This is a genomic window from Ignavibacteria bacterium (assembly GCA_017303675.1).
GTDB lineage: Bacteria > Bacteroidota > Ignavibacteria > Tepidaquicellales > OLB5 > OLB5.
The window spans coordinates 1,480,681-1,498,784 of sequence record JAFLBX010000002.1 but is presented as its reverse complement, the minus strand read 5'-3'; the positions used below and the strand labels follow the sequence as shown (position 1 = coordinate 1,498,784).

13 protein-coding genes are annotated in these 18,104 nt (G+C 38.0%); 8 read left to right on the top strand and 5 right to left on the bottom strand.

All coding sequences use genetic code 11. The features are described 5' to 3' along the window. Positions 1–175 precede the first annotated feature (175 nt). From J0M37_15975 to J0M37_15965, 3 genes are all read left to right on the top strand, one after another. Positions 176–943, top strand: a complete 768-nt coding sequence (locus tag J0M37_15975) for an FKBP-type peptidyl-prolyl cis-trans isomerase (GenBank protein ID MBN8586586.1) — start codon at positions 176–178, stop codon at positions 941–943. After that, positions 944–2,200, top strand: a complete 1,257-nt coding sequence (kynU, locus tag J0M37_15970; GenBank protein ID MBN8586585.1) for a kynureninase — start codon at positions 944–946, stop codon at positions 2,198–2,200. It abuts the gene before it with no gap. A 156-nt stretch (positions 2,201–2,356) separates the two neighbouring features. Beyond that, positions 2,357–3,724: an FAD-dependent monooxygenase gene (locus J0M37_15965; protein MBN8586584.1), complete on the top strand. Its 1,368-nt coding sequence runs from the start codon at positions 2,357–2,359 to the stop codon at positions 3,722–3,724. On the opposite strand, the gene J0M37_15960 is transcribed toward J0M37_15965, so the two are convergent. Beyond that, the gene (locus tag J0M37_15960; protein MBN8586583.1) at positions 3,721–5,391 is read right to left on the bottom strand and encodes a hypothetical protein; all 1,671 of its coding nucleotides are present in this window, start codon (positions 5,389–5,391) and stop codon (positions 3,721–3,723) included. The genes J0M37_15965 and J0M37_15960 overlap by 4 nt on opposite strands. Positions 5,392–5,501: 110 nt before the next feature. Here J0M37_15960 and J0M37_15955 point away from each other — a divergent pair, with 110 nt between their 5' ends. Both J0M37_15955 and J0M37_15950 read left to right on the top strand, forming a co-directional pair. After that, positions 5,502–6,203, top strand: coding sequence for a hypothetical protein (locus tag J0M37_15955; protein ID MBN8586582.1), 702 nt, complete (start codon positions 5,502–5,504; stop codon positions 6,201–6,203). 281 nt (positions 6,204–6,484) lie between these two features. Continuing rightward, entirely contained in the window at positions 6,485–9,049 is a 2,565-nt protein-coding gene (locus tag J0M37_15950; protein ID MBN8586581.1) for a T9SS type A sorting domain-containing protein, read from the top strand. Between the two features lie 71 nt (positions 9,050–9,120). On the opposite strand, the gene J0M37_15945 is transcribed toward J0M37_15950, so the two are convergent. Together J0M37_15945 and J0M37_15940 are read right to left on the bottom strand one after the other, a co-directional pair. Beyond that, the gene (locus J0M37_15945) at positions 9,121–10,104 is read right to left on the bottom strand and encodes a hypothetical protein (protein ID MBN8586580.1); all 984 of its coding nucleotides are present in this window, start codon (positions 10,102–10,104) and stop codon (positions 9,121–9,123) included. A gap of 38 nt (positions 10,105–10,142) precedes the next feature. Then, positions 10,143–11,636: a beta-propeller fold lactonase family protein gene (locus tag J0M37_15940; protein MBN8586579.1), complete on the bottom strand. Its 1,494-nt coding sequence runs from the start codon at positions 11,634–11,636 to the stop codon at positions 10,143–10,145. Positions 11,637–12,006: 370 nt separating this feature from the next. Here J0M37_15940 and J0M37_15935 point away from each other — a divergent pair, with 370 nt between their 5' ends. Next, positions 12,007–12,768 carry a hypothetical protein gene (locus J0M37_15935; protein ID MBN8586578.1) on the top strand — a complete coding sequence of 254 codons (762 nt, stop codon included), beginning with the start codon at positions 12,007–12,009 and terminating at the stop codon, positions 12,766–12,768. Positions 12,769–13,018: 250 nt separating this feature from the next. On the opposite strand, the gene J0M37_15930 is transcribed toward J0M37_15935, so the two are convergent. Next, a complete protein-coding gene (locus J0M37_15930) occupies positions 13,019–14,725 on the bottom strand; it encodes a T9SS type A sorting domain-containing protein (GenBank protein ID MBN8586577.1) in 1,707 nt (568 codons plus the stop codon). Positions 14,726–14,853: 128 nt separating this feature from the next. After that, positions 14,854–15,141 (bottom strand): hypothetical protein, encoded by a 288-nt coding sequence (locus J0M37_15925; protein MBN8586576.1) that lies wholly within the window; start codon positions 15,139–15,141, stop codon positions 14,854–14,856. 330 nt (positions 15,142–15,471) lie between these two features. Between J0M37_15925 and J0M37_15920 the strand changes: the two genes are divergently transcribed. Next, positions 15,472–16,638 carry a 1-deoxy-D-xylulose-5-phosphate reductoisomerase gene (locus J0M37_15920; GenBank protein ID MBN8586575.1) on the top strand — a complete coding sequence of 389 codons (1,167 nt, stop codon included), beginning with the start codon at positions 15,472–15,474 and terminating at the stop codon, positions 16,636–16,638. A gap of 86 nt (positions 16,639–16,724) precedes the next feature. Then, entirely contained in the window at positions 16,725–18,050 is a 1,326-nt protein-coding gene (gene rseP, locus J0M37_15915; GenBank protein MBN8586574.1) for an RIP metalloprotease RseP, read from the top strand. The last annotated feature ends 54 nt before the right edge of the window (positions 18,051–18,104 follow it).

Here is an 18,104-nt window from a genome sequence, read left to right as displayed (position 1 = left end):
AGCCGTAAATTTAATGATTTTTTTGGTATTATTTAGGGTATTTAATTTATTTAAGAGTGAATTTGAGTAAACTCAGCGGCTAAAATTAATCTTTTTTAATATATTCTGGTTTGACTGTAAGTTTAATTTATGTATTTGTAATTTACGCTATTAACCAATAATTTTAATCATAAAAATGAAAAAAGCAATTTTATTCTTATTCATTCTTACTTTCAGTATATCAGCCCAAAACAGTGATACAGTTACAACTTCAAGCGGTTTAAAATATATAATATTAAAAAGCGGAAATGGTAAAAGATCCGAAGCAGGCAAAGTTGCCGAAGTACATTATACCGGCTGGCTGCTTGACGGCAAAAAATTTGATTCCTCCAGGGATAGAAAAGAACCGTTTGAATTTACTCTCGGCGCAAAACAGGTTATAGCCGGTTGGGATGAAGGCGTAGCCTTAATGAAGATAGGCGATGAGTTCAGGCTTATACTTCCTCCAAATCTTGCTTATGGTGAGCGTGGTGCGGGAGAAATCATTCCGCCAAACGCTACACTTGTGTTTGATGTTGAGCTGCTTGGTGTGCATAAGCCTAAAAAATCCATTGTTGATACACTGATGGCAATAATTATAAATAAAAATGTTAGTAAAGCGATAGATACTTACTGGGACCTTTACAGCGAAAAGGAAAAAGAATACAATTTCAAAGAAAGCCAGCTTAACATTCTTGGTTACCAGCTTCTGCAGGTTGGACTGAATAAAGAAGCCGTAAAAATATTTGAGCTTAATATAGAGCAGTATCCTGAATCAGCCAATGTATATGACAGTATGGGAGAAGGTTGCATGATAGCAGGCGATAATAAAAATGCGATAAAGAATTATGAAAAATCACTGGAGATTGACCCCAAAAATGAGAATGCTAAAAAAATGCTGGAACAGCTTAAGAATAAAAATTAAATGAATTACGAGAATAAAATTGAGTTTGCTTTGCAAATGGATTCAAGTGATCCCCTGCATTCACACAGAATGAAATTCCACATTCCCAAAACCAAGGAGGGGAATGATGTTATTTATTTTGCGGGTAATTCCCTTGGACTACAGCCAAAGACCGTCAGGCAGTATGTTGAGCAGGAACTGCTCGACTGGGAAAAAATGGGTGTTGAAGGGCACATGCATGCAAAATACCCATGGCTGCCATACCATGAATTTCTGACTGAACAAACCGCTGCTTTGGTTGGAGCAAAACCCGAAGAAGTGGTGAATATGAACTCACTTACCGTTAACCTGCATCTTATGATGGTTTCTTTCTACAGGCCAACTAAAGAACGTAATAAAATTCTCATCGAAGCAAACGCATTCCCGTCTGATCACTACGCCGTGCAGTCTCAGATCAAATTTCACGGTTTCGATTCTGCAAAATGCCTTATAGAAATGAAACCGCGTGATGGTGAACTGACTATCCGGACGGAAGATTTAATCGAGCGGATAGATAAAGAAGGTGATTCCATAGCGTTAATTATGTTTGCCGGCGTAAACTATTACACCGGACAGGCGTTTGAAATAGAAAAAATAACAGCAGCTGCGCATAATAAAGGATGTTTGGCAGGATTTGATCTGGCGCATGCTGCAGGAAATTTAAAGCTTGAGCTTAATAAATGGGGCTGTGACTTTGCAGTCTGGTGTTCATATAAATATTTAAACGGGGGTCCCGGCGCCATAGCCGGTGCTTTTGTTCACAAAAAGCACCTGCTTGATATGAATATTCCCAAGTTCTGGGGATGGTGGGGGCAGGATAAAGCTACCCGCTTTCTTATGGATCATGATTTCCGTCCCATCCCTACTGTTGAAAGCTGGCAGCTCAGCAACCCGCCCATTTTGCAGCTGGCGGCATTACGCGCATCGCTTGATATTTTCCATGAAACCGGAATGGATAACCTGCGTAAAAAAAGTGAGATGTTGACGGGCTTTGCAGAATACCTGGTAAATGAAAATAATAACGGTAATATAGAGATCATTACTCCTGCATCTGCAAGTGAACGCGGGTGCCAGCTTTCCATTAGAGCTAAATCAAATGGTAAAGCTCTGCATACAAAACTGAACAATGAAGGTGTAATTTGTGACTGGCGCGAACCGGATGTAATTCGCATAGCCCCCGTTCCGCTCTATAATACCTATGAAGATGTATGGAATTTTGTAAAGTTGTTGTATAGCTAACATATTTTAAACCTGCCGGGTTTTAGGAATGAAATAAATTGATTAGCCACGGTCTATAGACCGTGGATGTGAAGAAAAAAGTATAGCGGCTTTAGCCGCAATTAGAATTTGAATTGAAATTGAGTTCCCCGCCTTCGAGGGGATAAAAATAACAAAATGCAAAATATAACAATTGTTGGCGCCGGACTTGCCGGCTCCCTTCTTTCAGTTTACCTCGCCAAAAGAGGTTTTAATGTAAACGTATATGAACGCCGCCCTGATATGCGTACTGCAGATATCTCAGCGGGTAAATCAATAAATCTGGCTCTTTCTACGCGCGGCATACATGCATTGAAAGAAGTTGGGCTGTATGATGAGATTAAAAAAATATCAATCCCTATGTATGGCAGAATGATACATACGCCTGATGGCACAACATCTTTGCAGCCATATGGAAAAGATAACAGTGAGTATATTAATTCAGTATCCAGGGGTGATCTCAACAAAAAGCTTATGGATCTTGCTGAAGGCTTTCCTTCAGTAAAGTTTCACTTTAATATTCCCTGCACAGGTATCGATCTGAGATCAAACACCATAAAATTCTACAACGAAAGTACCGGGCAAAACGAAGAATTAAGCGCTGATATAGCTATTGCGACCGATGGCGCTACGTCGCCTGTCAGAATGGAAATGCTCAAAATTCCCCGGTTTGATTTTAAGCAGGAATATGAAAATTACGGTTATAAAGAGCTTCACATTCCGCCTAATCCTGATGGCACATTTAAAATGGAAACCAATGCCCTGCATATCTGGCCGCGCGGCTCTTTTATGTTAATTGCATTGCCTAACATGGATGGAAGCTTCACATGCACATTGTTTCTTGCTTATGACAGTTCATTAGGAGGTGAAAACAGCTTCGAAGCACTGGGCGATAAGCAGGCAGTACAGCGATTCTTTGAAAAGAACTTTCCGGATGCAGTTAAGCTAATGCCGGAATTGCTCAATGATTTTTTTGAAAATCCAACGGGTACTTTAATTACGGTAAAATGTTATCCGTGGTGCCTTAACGGAAAAACAGCTTTGCTGGGTGATTCAGCCCATGCAATTGTTCCTTTTTTCGGGCAGGGTATGAATGCCGCTTTCGAAGACTGCACTTACCTTAATGAGTGCATTGATAAATATCCCGGGCAGTGGGATAAGATCTTCAGCGCTTACCAGCAGATGAGAAAGCCAAACACAGATGCAATTGCAGACCTAGCGCAGGAAAACTTCATCGAAATGCGCGACCTGGTTGCTGATGAACGGTTTCAGCTTAAAAAGAAGATTGAAGCGCTGTTATATAAAAAATACCCGGAAGTTTTCATTCCTAAATATACCATGGTCACATTTTTAAGGGTACCTTATTCCACGGCTTTAAAAAGAGGCAGGATACAGGAATCAATTCTGCACGAGCTGAGCGAAGGAATTTCCGCACCCGAAAATATTGATCTTGATTTCGCCCGCAGATTGATCAGTGAAAGACTTTCAGAACCATTGAATATTTAAGCACTGTTTTGAATAATTGAAAATATTTCCGGATTATTTTCACTTATCCACTGAGAAAGTTCAGCTATTTTTTTGTCAAGTTCTTCAATTTTTAGAATACCGGCAATAAAAATCAGCTTTGCGAAATCAGACGAGATATTAAACGTTTGTTTATCACTTTTGATCGTATCTATGAATTTTAAAAGGGAGTTTCTGTATTTACGGTAAACTTTTACACTTTTCTCAGATACAAGCATTTCGAATATTTTTATGCCAAGCCTTGTAGATTCTATCCAGCTGCTGCTTATATTTATGTAATGCAGCTTCATTATTCTTGCAGTTTTTTTAATGAAGTTTTCTGCCATTTCAAAGTCTGCATCCTTGTGTTTCCAGAATTCCTGCTCTGCTAAATTTACATAAAGTATAACCAGTGAATTAGGCATAAATAATCCACTGAACCGGGAAACTGAAAGCCTGTTGATTAGGCTGAATTCATCAAGTATTTTCCTGTTTATTTTGATCTCAAAACCATAATTATTTTTTTTCATTATATAAATACTGCTTGAAAGCTGGTCGCTCAATTCCAGGTACCAGCTGTTGAGAGCTTCCGCTTTGCGTGAATACAAGATCTGTTTTGAAACAAAATCTTCAGTTATCATTTCAGTTTCTTCACCGCCTGCATAGATCAGGAATCTTAAATAATTGAACTGAAAATCCATCAATTGCTGTACATCTGTGAAATTTTCTGATATAAATCTGAAATTATCCCTGTGAAACTGAAGTGCTTTGAATGCTAGTTTATTGTTTTCTGAAAATTTTCGTAAAAATATAAAGCTTTCAAATACAATCTCATCAGCTTTTAAACCGTATTTCCCGGCAAGTTTTCTGCCTTCCTCAAAAGCTTTTATTGAGTCATCTCTGAATTTCAATACATTATATAATAAACCCATTCTATGAAAAATTTTGAAAGCGGGCTCAGGTTTTAAGTTATTCCTGTGAATTTTTAAGATCTTTTCAAGTATATCAAGAGATCTTTTAAGATTTTCTTCTTTGAACCTGTTTGCCATCAGCTTAACAGAAAGTAACAGGTCATACCTTATTTTGATATTAACCTTTATATCTTCATTCAGTTTGCTTTTACAAATACTTCTGTAATATCCTGCTGCAAGCTTGAAACTTCTGCTGCTTCTCCTTTTATCTTTTAAATAATTATATAACTGAACTGACCTTTCGTGAATTTCAAATAAATCCGGTAATTTTTTCTGAGGGATCTTTTCTTTCTTAAGTTTTTTTTCCAGTAAGAAAAGCTCGATTCTTGCTTCGCGCAGCATTCCTGCTGCGAATCTTCGCCTTATCTTATTGATCTCACTTTCTCCCTTAATATTTTTCCAGTTAAAAGCATGTTCTCTTAAACTTTTTAAAAGTCTTGATTTATGACAATCAAGAATTCTTTTGCTTATCCCTAATTTTTTACTTAATTCTGCATAATGTTTTTCGTTAAAATCATCTTCATTTACAATTTCTTCCAGCATGTCGATCAATTTTACGTTCTTCTGCTCTTCAGCACCTTTTCTTTTTAAAAGCTTTGTCCGGAATCGGGCTCTCGTATTTTTATCAATAGCTGAATATTCAAACAAAAAGTAATCTTTTACAAAAAACGGGTTGTATTTGGGGTTTTTCAGGTTCATTTATATGATATAAAACATGCAACAAATTACATATATTTTGATTTTTTTACAATTCACATTAATGTTAGATTTGTAAGTATTTAAAAATTAAAAACTCTGAGGGAGTAAAAATGTCAAACACAGAAAGATCAAAAACATTTTTTTTCAGGAACAATTTTTTCATATTTTCATCAATTCTGGTTTTATTTGCTTTTATCCTTGCCGGTTGTGTTAATGTAGAACAAAAGACCACACTGAACCAGGATGGGTCAGGTACAATGAAAGTTCACTACTGGACTAAGATGTCGAATGTTAAATCAAGTTCTGATCTCGGCGGATTCAGCTTTGAAGAATCTAAAGCAAAACAGAATTATTCTTCATCAAATACTGATGTAACCGGGGTTAAGGTAGAAGAAAAGCTGGATGATTCAACCAAACATGTAACTGTTGATCTGAAATTCAAGAATATCAACGAAATTACTTCTGCAAAAGGATTTGAAAAGGTTAAAGCTTCATGGAAGGAAGGAAAAGAAGGAATGGATTTCAGCTATACCCTTCTTAAGGATACATCAAACGCAGGGAACATGGGATCAAGTGATATAAAATTGAACTATGAATTCGAAATGCCTGCTGAAATTATTAAAACGAACGGCAGAAAAGACGGGCAGAAAATTATTTACGAAAAGACTCTTGCAGATCTTAAAAATGATATAGAAATGACAGCAACTGTAAAAAATGAAGGCAAAAAATGCGGATTGTTTGGTATGGAATTCCCGTTAATGGCATTTGCAGGTCTGGCAATATCTGCTTTAGCGCTGCGCAGAAAAAAATAATAAGATTTAATGCTTTTGCAATAAGCCTGTTAGCATATTGTTTTCCCCCAATTAATAATAATGCTTTAACAGGCTTATTGCTTTATAGAAATTAAACTCAAAGGACACAAATCTATCTCTGTTGAATTTTCAGTTGGATCTTTCTGTGTGAGAATTCAAATAAATTCGCAGTAGATATTCAATTTGTGTCCTTTTTACATTTTATAATTATTTATTTGCATTCTAAAATTACCTTTATATTGCTAAATTATATTATTACTTAATGTAAATTTTCAAAAAAAATGCGAAAAATTATTTTTATAATACCTTCTGTTTTGGTAATATCCGGTTTATATTTACTGCTTTCAGGCAACTTTTACAATTCACCTGAAGAAGCTTTCCTGAAATACAAAAAAAATGCGCCGGGTGACTGGTTCTTCTACCAGCGGTCTTATCCTTTGGGTGATATTCCTTACGAGAAATATTATGATGCTATGGAAGAAAAAAAGGTGATGCAGCAAATGGATAATCCAACATCTATGCTGAACTGGACGCCCAACGGACCCTATAATATCGGCGGCAGAATTACAGCTATTGCTGTAAATCCACAGAACCCAAATATAATTATAGCAGGTGCCGCAGCAGGGGGAATTTTCAAAACAACCAACGGCGGGTTGAACTGGACAGCTAAAACCGACCAGTGGCCAAGCCTTTCAGTTGGTGCGCTGGTAATGCATCCTGTGAATCCAAATATCATTTACTGCGGCACAGGTGAAGGGAACAGCGCTATTGATGTGTACCCCGGTTTTGGTGTGCTTAAATCAACTGATATGGGTGAAACATGGAATATTTCAGGCCTAACCGAAGCTCTCCATATTCCGGCAATGGATATACATCCGCTGGACCCGAATATTATTTATGCATCAGTTATGGCTTTCCGTTCATTCGGGCAGAACAAAGGTATTTATAAATCTACGAACGGGGGAGTGAACTGGAACAAAGTGCTTTTTGTATCAGATTCAACTTCGGGCGTTGATGTAAAAGTATCACCTGATGACCTGAACCTTGTGTATGCTGCAATGTGGGAGCGTATCCGGACTCCTCCATCTATATCCAAGACAGGCGGCATATCAAGCGGTTTGTACCGCTCTTCAAATGGCGGCGCTAACTGGCAGCTGCTTGGCGTATCCCAGGGAATTCCAGCTCCGGCCGTTACTACCGGAAGGATAAGTATTGCCGTTTCACGTTCCAACCCGAATTTTGTATATTCAATTTTTAAAACTACCACAGGCAATAATATCAGCGGTATTTATAAGTCATCCAACAAAGGATTAAACTGGACGGCTATGCCAATGTCAGGTGTTCAGTCTTCGGGGTTTGACTGGTATTTCGGACTTATAGAAGTTGACCCCACTGACCATAATAAAGTATATATAGGCAGTGTTGATATTTTCAGGACAACAAACGGCACAAGCTGGGTTAACTTAACAAATTCATACAGCGGTACTTTTGACCAGCAGCACCCTGACCAGCATGTATTATGGATTAATCCCGCAAGCCCAAATAACCTTATATGCGGAAATGACGGCGGAATTTTTGAAACCAATACCGGCAATGCCCCATGGACAAAAAGCTATGACCTGCCGATCACACAATTTTACGCAACTAATATTGATAATTTAAATCCGGTAAGAAAAATTGGCGGCTCACAGGATAACGGTTCCAAAATTACATTTACCGGGGGTACTGCCAACTGGGAAGTTATCTACGGCGGTGACGGTTTTACCGCTCATGTTGATTATACAAATTCCAATATAATATACTGTACATCGCAAAACGGCGGACTTGGACGAAGCACAAATAACGGCGCTTCATTCAGTGATATTACAAACGGTTTAAGCGGAAGGTTCAACTGGTCAACACCGTATATTCTGGATAATACTGATCCCGCAATATTGTATGTTGGCAGCCATATGCTTTTCCGTTCCACAAACCGCGGAAGCTCATGGACAGCAATAAGCGGTGACCTGACACGCGGCCCCAACGGAAGGCTTGGTACAATTACATGTATTACAAGCGGTGTGCTTGGCAATAACCAGCGGGTAATTTATACCGGCACAGATGATGCTAAGGTTTCAGTTACCACAAACTCAGGGGCAAACTGGCTTGATGTTACCGGTTCGCTTCCGCAAAGATATATTACTGATATTATCTGTGACCGCAGAGATCCGGCGAAGGCTTATGTAACTTTAAGCGGGTTTAATGTTGATGAAAGAAATACTCATGTATACAGAACTACAAATTACGGTGCAAACTGGATAAATATTTCAGGCAACCTGCTGAATGTTCCTGTAAATTCCGTAATTGTAGATCATATCAGGGATTCAGTTTTATTTATTGGATGTGATGCCGGGGTTTATTATACCACAAACTTTGGTACAAGCTGGTCTTTACTTGGTACCGGTCTGCCAAACGCACCGGTGTTTGATATAAACTATCATGCAGGCTCACAGATATTATGCGCCGGAACTCACGGAAGGTCAATGTATGAGATCAGTACAGCAAATATTCCCATTGGAATTATCGGCAGCAGTGAAATTGCTGAGAAGTTTTCACTAAGTCAAAATTACCCGAATCCGTTCAATCCCGTTACCAATATTAAATTCTCTATTCCCAAAGCTGATTATGTACGGCTGAAGGTTTATGATATCAGGGGGAGTGAAGTTGCTGTGCTGCTGAATAAAAATATGCCTAAAGGTGAATATACCTATGAATTTGACGCTTCAAATCTTCCAAGCGGGGTTTATTTTTATACCTTAAAGACAGAAAAATTTACTTCAACCAAAAAAATGATCTTGGTGAAATAACGATATTAATTTCAAAATTAAGTAAATAAAAAAAGACCCGGAAGTAATGCCGGGTCTTTTAATTTAAAGTTCTAATTAGAAGAAACTCTTAACTGCGCTAAAGGCTGAGTGACACTGAAGTAATTTGTCATTTCCTGAACTGTGCCGAAAGGAAGCGGTAAAATATTTTTTTCAAAAATTTTCAGGTAAAACGGTTTGCCCAAAGCGCTTCCCTGCTCAAACCTTGGTTCTAAAGTTATCAATACGCTGTAATTGTTATTCAGGCTCTGTATATCAGGAAGTCCGCCGCCGGGACAGTTTGATTGCAGCCAGTCATGCCCGGGGACGTTCCATATCAAACCCCCGTTAAGCTCGCAAAGCTGATTGTTATCCCTGGCGTTCGGCGCATCAAACCTTCCGATATTATAATAATTATCTGCACCATCTTTAACCCATGCCTGGTAGGTCCATTCTGTAGTATCAGGCAGAACAGGTAATGATATTCCCAAAGTTGTACCGCCGGTATCAAGTGTAAACCAAATGCCCTTCTGGTATTGCGATGAAGCTGTACCTGTAGTTGGCGAAGCCAGAATATATTTTGCCAGGGCAGAGGAAAACTGTGAGGAAACCGGTAGAATATCTGTGTATTGCATGGACATATCAAAAACAAGCTCATTACCCTGAAGCTGTTTTGCGCCGCCAAGGAGCTTAATGTTGCTTGGTATAGTATCATTATAGCCGGGAGGCTGAATTGTAATTATTACATCCCCGATATTATTGATATTTGCTATCTTCCCTAAGTTCGGAGTGAATGTTCCGCCCGAAGTATCAGTTAAACCCCCGGATGAATTAACAGCAAATCTTCCTAAAGAGCGGAATGCGTTTTCATCGTGATCGAGTCCCGTTTCAACACTTGCCCAAAGTTCATATGTGCCTTCAATATTCTTATCAAGCTGTTTTAATCCTGTGATACTTAAAACTCCTTTGTTTTGTGAATTTACAATTCCGGAATCATCTCCGCAGGAGTAGAAAATAATTGAAGCAAAAAATAAAAATACAAAGCTTAATTTTAACATAGAATAAGTTAAGTTTAAATTATAAGATTTCATAAAACTTAATTTCCCAGTCCCGGTGTTATGCATATACCGGCAGGGAATGAAGCCATCTCAATATCTTTGATCTTGTTATGGCCTGATAATACATCGATAACCGCTGTTGTTCCCGGGGTTTTACCTGCACTAGGCGGGTGATGTACAAATCCTCCGCTGACTGATTCACATGTTACATATGCGTACCTTCCGTCTGCGGTAAAATCGATCTTATGGGGCTGTGCGCCAACATTTGCAATTGTTTTAACAACAGTATTTGTAGTCAGGTCAATAACAGAAACCGAGTTGCTGTTGCGGTTTGGTACGTAACACCACCTGCCGTCAGGTGATATTTCATGCGCAAGAGGGTTCAGGCCAACTGGTATGGTTAAAATGAAAGCCCTGTTTACAATATCAAAAACGCGTACGTCATTTGATTTTAGGCATGTTATATATGCATATTTATCATCAGGTGTAATTGATACCTGGTAAGGTATAAAATTATTTGTGCCGGTACCGTTGGGGGGAACAGAAGGATCGACCGGGTATGTATCAATTATCTGTCCGGTTGATGCCTGTATCAGGTAAAGAAACTCACTGCCTTCAGTAGCCATTAATACATACTCTTCATTGTGTGTAAGCCTTAGGCCGTGTGGCTTTGTCATACGGAACTCATCAATAACCCGGGTGACTGTCATTGACTGTGTATCGAACTCCTTCATTTCTTTCTGTGCAAGTGTCGCGTCAAAATTAGTGTACCAGCCCCTGGTTCCGTCATTAGAGAGGATTATATGAGCGGGTGAATTCCCTGCAAACATTCTTCCAACTCTTTCATAGGTCATTGCATCGTATTTTTCTATATAACCTTCAGCTATTAAGCTTACATAAAAATACCTTCCCTGGTTATCTACAGTAATAACATGCGGCGCATCAAGTGGCTGGGTTGCGTTATCACGACCCCCTACATTAATAAGCCTAACTAAATGATTGTTATCAAGATTCACAACAGCAACAAAATCGCTTGCCTGGTTCGTAATGAATGCTTTGTTGGTAATATTCTCAAACGCTACTTGTCCGTTATCGTTTTTAGCCCCCTGGTTGATCCAGTCAACAATCTTCATTAACTGGTTGGAAGCAAGCGGCATGCCGTTGGTATATGGCATCAATGCCTGAGGCATAAGTGGCTCTGAAAATGGCGATATGTTGGTATCGAACCTGTTAATATGCATCGTCATATGAGACCATTTTGCATTGTAGGGAATTATCTCAGCGCCGAAAGTTGAACCGGTGAGCATTGTTGATTCCCAGCTTGTCAGGTCAAGTCCAGCCTGTCTATCTGTGGAATTATGGCACCCCGGGAAGCTGCAATTTTCTGCCAAAATTGGCTGAATATCACGGTTAAAACTAACCGGCTCACCAAGCTGTGTTGTTGTGCCTGAATCACAACCCATAAAATTAATAGAATTTAAGGTAAGAATTCCGCAAAATGCTGATAAAATGAAGATAAATTTCTTTTTCAATATTTTTATTACCCGAAATTTTGAAATATAAGCGCTAAATCTATTCAATATTAATAATATAAACAATGAACATATTTTGCGTATTACTAACTTTAAACGGCTAAAATTACATATAAATTTCATGGGTTAAACATTTCATCTATTGATGAATATTAGCAAAAAATAACATCTGCTGAAAAAATATTCAATTTGAATGAATTTGCTCTATTGATAACTGTTTCGTTTGAGGGACAATTACCTGGTAAATCTATTTAAAATAAGAGAAATAATCAAAAAAAATCAATTTACTTAGCAATATTATGGGACAATTTCTAAAAAGTCTCTTTGTTGCAAGTTGTTCAATCACTTATATTTGCCAAAAAGAAAATTTATGAAATCTATAGTAATTTCAGCAATAATTTTAATAATCTCCACATTGATTTTTTCTTCATGCGGCAATGAAAATCCGCAGACCCCCGTTACAAATAATAATGATTCCTGCGGAAGCTCAACATTTCAGCAAAGAATAATGTCAACACCTTTCACACAACACGGATTTCCTTCAACTTACACATTAGGAAGTCAAAGATATTATAATTTTTTCTTCCTGGTTGATAGTATTTGTACTGATAAACATGTGAATTCTTCTTTTTCAGCCGCTGCAGTCAATGATACAGCCAGACCAATGAAATTCAGCGCTGCAATAGAATGGCAAATATTCTGGGAAAAGGTGGATACAGGAAGTACCACAATTTCCGGGGGAGTAAGAACCTGGAATGCAAATATTAATGATCTTGGATTAAGAGTTCCTTTTGGAGAAACTGCAGCAAAAGTGTACGTCAATGTATATGTAAATTTTCTTAGCTTGGGTACGCAGCAGCAGGATTCCCTGTATTTACTTTCAAAGTTAAGTTTTACAAATATGCAGTTTGAATATAATTTCCACAAACCTCCTGCATCTACCTCCGATAACATGATTAATAAAGATAATTATCAATTCATTTCAATTGTACCTGAAAAAAATGGGGCAGCTCCTTTTTATCACGAACCAATGCAGATATTTAAAAATAAAAATATGATATTAAGATCTGCAAAACCAATTATGTTAGGGGAAATGTTCCTTTTCCCCCCGTTGTTAGCGCCGGACTGCTAGGCAGTTTGTCAGGCAGCAAATACAGTTCGCTGGCGACGGCAGTTTAGCTAATGTAAATCGAAACGCCGTTTCGATTTAACCCGGATCAGCGATTCGAGTTACATAAGTTCCGGCAGCTGCAAAAGAAGTTTTTCTCCATTTAACTGCGATAAAAAGCATTTTACTACATAGAAACGCTGTTCATAAGCTTTTGTAAATCTCAGTCTTGCCCGGATAAGCTAAGTGTAAATTAATGATCAAATTTAGATTCTTATTTCACAAGAAGCATTTTCTTTGATTCTATAAATTCCTCACCGGTTAAAACATAAAAATACACACCGCTTGATAAATTGCTTCCGTCAAAAGTAAATGAATAAGTACCGGGAATAAGGAAATCGTCTACTACCACAGAAACTTCTTTCCCAAGAATATCATATATCTTAAGCGATGTATTCATAGCTTTGGGAATATCGAACTTAATTCTCGTGGTCGGGTTAAACGGATTTGGATAATTTTGATACAAATTATATGTACGCGGCACAATATAGTTTTGCGGTTCAACATTTATAAGCACACCGCCGCCCGTTGTGGTTTTGATGATCTGACCATATAAATTTACTCCATAACCTGTGTTATCATTTATGAAAAATAAACCATGAGAAGGGTCTGCATTTATACAGTATGTTGCAAACCAGCTTTCACCGCCATTGGTGGTTTTGTAAGTTATATTGTAATATGCAGAAGCATATCCTGTTAGTGCAGTTGGAAAAGTAACAGAAGCAATTGAAAGCGGTAATTTAATATATTGCCAGTTTATCCCAGAATTTGTTGATCTGTAGATTATACCTGATTGAGCAGTACCGTTATAACTGCCATATCCTGCGGCATACCAGTAATTTTGTGGGGAAATGCAAATATCATTAATCCATAATATTGAATCCAGATAACTAATTTGCCAGTTTACTCCTCCATTGGTTGTTCTCTTAATGATTCCTATATCAGAGTTAAAATTAAATCCTCCTGTAAAACCAGTCAGATTATTCATAAATTGTACATCGCCATAAGAAATTGTATCCGGACCGGTAAATGACCAGTTAATTCCGCCATTAACGGATTTTAGATAATAGCCTTGTTTGGTTACTGCATATCCCGTATCAACTGATGGAAAACTCATACCATGCAAATGATCATAATTCCCTGTTTCAAATACCTCCCAATTTACACCGCAGTTTGTAGTTTTTGCCACTCTGCCTCCATCGATACCGGCATAACCGGTATTTTCATTCGGGAACATAATATTTTCCACATGCGGCGGCCATCCTTCTATATTTAGCATATATACTTGCCAGTTAAATCCGGAATTTGTTGTTTTATATATTTTATTATACCCTCCAGTGAAACCCGTTTCGGAATTTATAAAAGTTACATCCCAGAGATCATCCGTAAAACCTGTTGTAATACTGCTCCAGTTTGCTCCTCTATTTGTAGTTTTGTATAAAAAATTATAATTATTTAAAGCTCCTTTTCCTAAACCTTCATTTATATTTTTTAGAAATAAAGTATTAAAAGTTATAACACTTAACCAGGTGATTCCTTGATTAGTGGTGTATAGGATTTCCTGGTTACTTTTTAAGTAACCGTTTGAATTATCAAAAAACTCAATTTGATTGAATGTAGTCTGAAGGCTATAAACAGAATCCCAAATCATACCTCCATTTGATGTTTTCAGTATTTTATTATTGGTTACCGCAAACCCTGTGTTATTATTAACAAAAAACAATGTTCTCACTTCGTATCTTGAAATTACAGGGACAGTATCCCAGCTTGCTCCACCATTGGTGGTTTTATAGATTCTTGCATCATTTAATATTGCGAATTTTTTGCCGCCGGCGTAACCTGTGCTATTGCTTGGAAAGTGAACAGTACGAATAGAATTATTTGTAAATGCAGTAAGACTTAAAATCCAATTCTCACCCATATCGCTGCTTAAATACACTTTGTTATCTTTTAAGCCATAAAGTATTATTGAAGGAGTTGAGCTGAAATTATAAACATAATCTACAGGTGCCGGGATATACCTCCAGTTATTTCCGCCGTTGGTAGTTTTTAAATTCCGCCGTTTGAACCTGAAAAACCTGTAAGATCAATTATGAATGTTAATGCTCCGCCGCTTTCTTTGTTTTGCATTACAAAAAAAGTGTTTCCGCCGTCAGTGGATTTCATAAGTGTGTTACCGGCTGCAGAAACATAAACGGTGTTATTAGCAGTGAATTCGATATCGCTGTATGAGTTACCCTGCGGCAAAGGATTCAGCCAGAACCAGCCATCCTGCGAATGGACGTTTAATGAAATTGATAAACAAATTAAAGAAAGGATAAAATATATTTTTTTCATAACAAATTACATTAGGTTACTTTTAACATATTAAATAAATAGAGTTTTAGCAATACCAATTTCAAAAATTATTAATTTGTCATTCATTTGATTTTTGTTGTTGGTGACGCTTCGCTAAACACCAACAACGGGGTAAAATTTCAAATATTATTAATTAGCTTATATGACCCCCTCCCGCTCCCCCTGTTAGGGGGAGAGTTATTTGAAGAATATTCAATAAATCGATTGAATTATCAATAAATCATAGTCTTCCTGCAATTTTCAATCACCTCAACTTTAGCATATTAACTTTCATAAATTAACCCTAAATTACCAAATATATACGCTATAATGAAAAATATTGCCGTTTTAGGTTCTACAGGCTCAATTGGTAAAAATACGCTCGAAGTTGTTAGGAATCTAAACCGCAACGGTTTTCCCGTTACGGTTAAATATATTTCTGCCAACTCAAATGTTGAGCTTCTTGCTGAGCAAATTGAAGAATTTAAGCCTAAAGCCGCTGTAATTTTTAACGAGGCAGGTTATAATGCGCTAAAGCTGCGTTCTTTAAAGCATAAATGCGAAATTCTTTGCGGGCAGGCAGGGATCAATGAAATTTCCCGGCGGGATGATTTTGAGCTAGTTGTAAATGCGCTTGTTGGCTTCAGCGGCCTCATACCAACTACCGAAGCTATCAAACACGGTAAAGATATCGCGCTTGCCAATAAGGAATCACTGGTTGTTGCAGGTGAGCTGATTTACTCCATGTTAAGCGGAAGCTCTGCACACCTGCTGCCGATTGATAGTGAACACTCGGCAATTCTGCAATGCCTGCAGGGTGAGCCAATGAAGCAGGTGACGAAGCTTATTTTAACTGCAAGCGGCGGACCCTTCAGGGAATTTACCCGCGAAGAAATGAATAACGTTTCTGTTGAACAGGCTTTAAAGCATCCAAACTGGGTGATGGGCAATAAAATTACAATTGATTCAGCCACTTTAATGAATAAAGGATTTGAAATTATTGAAGCTAAATGGTTGTTCAATATAGAAGCGGAAAATATCGAGGTTTTGATCCATCCGCAGTCAATAATCCATTCAATGGTGGAGTTCAGCGACGGCTCAGTTAAAGCGCAGCTTGGGGTACCTGATATGAAAGTGCCGATACAATATGCTTTAACATACCCTGAAAGAATTAATTCTGATTATCCGAGAATTGACTTTAAACAGCTGAAAAATCTGACATTTGATGAACCTGACCTTGAAAAATTTGAATGTTTAAAGCTTGCCTATGATGTAATAAAATCAGGCGGCTCTTATCCAATAGTATTGAACGGGGCTAATGAAGCTGCAGTAGAGCTTTTCCTTAAGGGAAAGATAAGGTTTATGGATATTCCCGCGCTTATTAAAAGCGCTATGGATAAACATGAAAACCATGTTTCACCAAACCTTGAAAATATTGTAGAAATTGACAGCTGGTCAAGAAGGTTCGTTCATGAAGCTTCGCTTGAGCTGGCTTAAAAATTGAAAATTAAAAGTATTAATACAGATACACAGCAGAATATCATTTTAAAAATATTCTGTAAAAGGAGATAAACTAAAATAATATGGAAGTAGTAAGCACAATTCTTTATTTTCTGATAACGATCGTGATACTGGTTTTTGTACACGAGTTCGGCCACTTTGCCGCGGCAAAGCTTTGTAAAATGAAGGTGGATAAATTTTACCTGTTCTTCGATTTCTTCAACCTCCGCATTTTTAAGTTTGTGAAAGGTGATACTGAATACGGACTCGGCGTGTTTCCGCTGGGAGGTTATGTTAAAGTTGCAGGTATGATCGATGAAAGCATGGATAAGGATTTTGTAAACCAGCCGCCTCAGCCTTGGGAATTCCGTTCAAAACCTGTTTGGCAGAGAATGTTCGTTATTACCGCCGGCGTTATTATGAATACACTGCTGGCTTTTGCGATATTTTATACCATCAACCTTTCTGAAGGCAAGCAGAAAATGGAAACCAGGATGGTTGGTTATGTTTCACCGGGTTCTGTTGCTATGAAAAACGGTATTCTGCCCGGAACTGAAATTGAAGCTATCAACGGACTCCCTGTTCAGTATTGGGATGATGTCCGCGGAAACCTTTTCATTGAAAGTATGGGCGAAGATGTAACACTTGATGTTGCAATGGGTCCCGTTAAACAGAAAATTTTCATTCCCAAATCACAGCTTGTAGATGTGAACGAAAGAACTTTCGGTATTTTCCCGGTTCAAATGGAACCCATGATCCAGCAGGTTGCTGAAAGCGGACCGGCAAAAGATCTAGGCTTGCAAAAAGGTGATATTATTACCGAAGCTAACGGTAATCCAATAATGCATTCACAGCAGTTTGTGGATATTATCAAAAGCAATGCAGGCAAAGATATAGCCGTAAAATGGAACCGTAACGGTACCATTATGAGCGGTAACATTAAGCCTGCCGCTGATAGCACTGTCGGTATCGGAATTGGTAAATATACAGGTGTTGTTAAGAATATAGATTACAATGTTATTACGGCTATTCCCCAGGGATTTAAAGACCTTTGGCACTACGGTGTAGTGCTTTTTGTTAAATCAATGTGGAAAATAATTAAAGGCGATATTGCTTTCAGCAAGGCAGTAGGCGGACCGGTAAAAATTGCGCAGTATGCAGGCCAGTCAGCCGAAGGCGGTTTCCTTTCATTCCTCGGATTTATGGCAATGCTATCAATTACACTGGCAATAATAAATATTCTGCCGTTCCCTGCGCTTGATGGCGGTCATTTTATGTTCCTGCTGTATGAAGGAATTTTCCGCAAGCCAGTTTCACATAAGATACAGATCGTAGTGCAGAATGTCGGTTTTATAATACTTATGGCATTTATGGCTTTTGTAGTATATAATGATATAATTCATATTTAGATCCGGTAAACAAAATTTTATAAGTGGCCGGCTTTTTATAAGCCGGTCACTTTT

Coding starts and splice junctions, on each gene's coding strand:
- J0M37_15925 (MBN8586576.1), bottom strand. CDS start 15,141: ATGAAAAAAATATATTTTATCCTTTCTTTAATTTGTTTATCAATTTCA.
- rseP (MBN8586574.1), top strand. CDS start 16,725: ATGGAAGTAGTAAGCACAATTCTTTATTTTCTGATAACGATCGTGATA.
- J0M37_15975 (MBN8586586.1), top strand. CDS start 176: ATGAAAAAAGCAATTTTATTCTTATTCATTCTTACTTTCAGTATATCA.
- kynU (MBN8586585.1), top strand. CDS start 944: ATGAATTACGAGAATAAAATTGAGTTTGCTTTGCAAATGGATTCAAGT.
- J0M37_15960 (MBN8586583.1), bottom strand. CDS start 5,391: ATGAACCTGAAAAACCCCAAATACAACCCGTTTTTTGTAAAAGATTAC.
- J0M37_15950 (MBN8586581.1), top strand. CDS start 6,485: ATGCGAAAAATTATTTTTATAATACCTTCTGTTTTGGTAATATCCGGT.
- J0M37_15945 (MBN8586580.1), bottom strand. CDS start 10,104: ATGTTAAAATTAAGCTTTGTATTTTTATTTTTTGCTTCAATTATTTTC.
- J0M37_15935 (MBN8586578.1), top strand. CDS start 12,007: ATGAAATCTATAGTAATTTCAGCAATAATTTTAATAATCTCCACATTG.
- J0M37_15930 (MBN8586577.1), bottom strand. CDS start 14,725: ATGGGTGAGAATTGGATTTTAAGTCTTACTGCATTTACAAATAATTCT.
- J0M37_15920 (MBN8586575.1), top strand. CDS start 15,472: ATGAAAAATATTGCCGTTTTAGGTTCTACAGGCTCAATTGGTAAAAAT.
- J0M37_15955 (MBN8586582.1), top strand. CDS start 5,502: ATGTCAAACACAGAAAGATCAAAAACATTTTTTTTCAGGAACAATTTT.
- J0M37_15965 (MBN8586584.1), top strand. CDS start 2,357: ATGCAAAATATAACAATTGTTGGCGCCGGACTTGCCGGCTCCCTTCTT.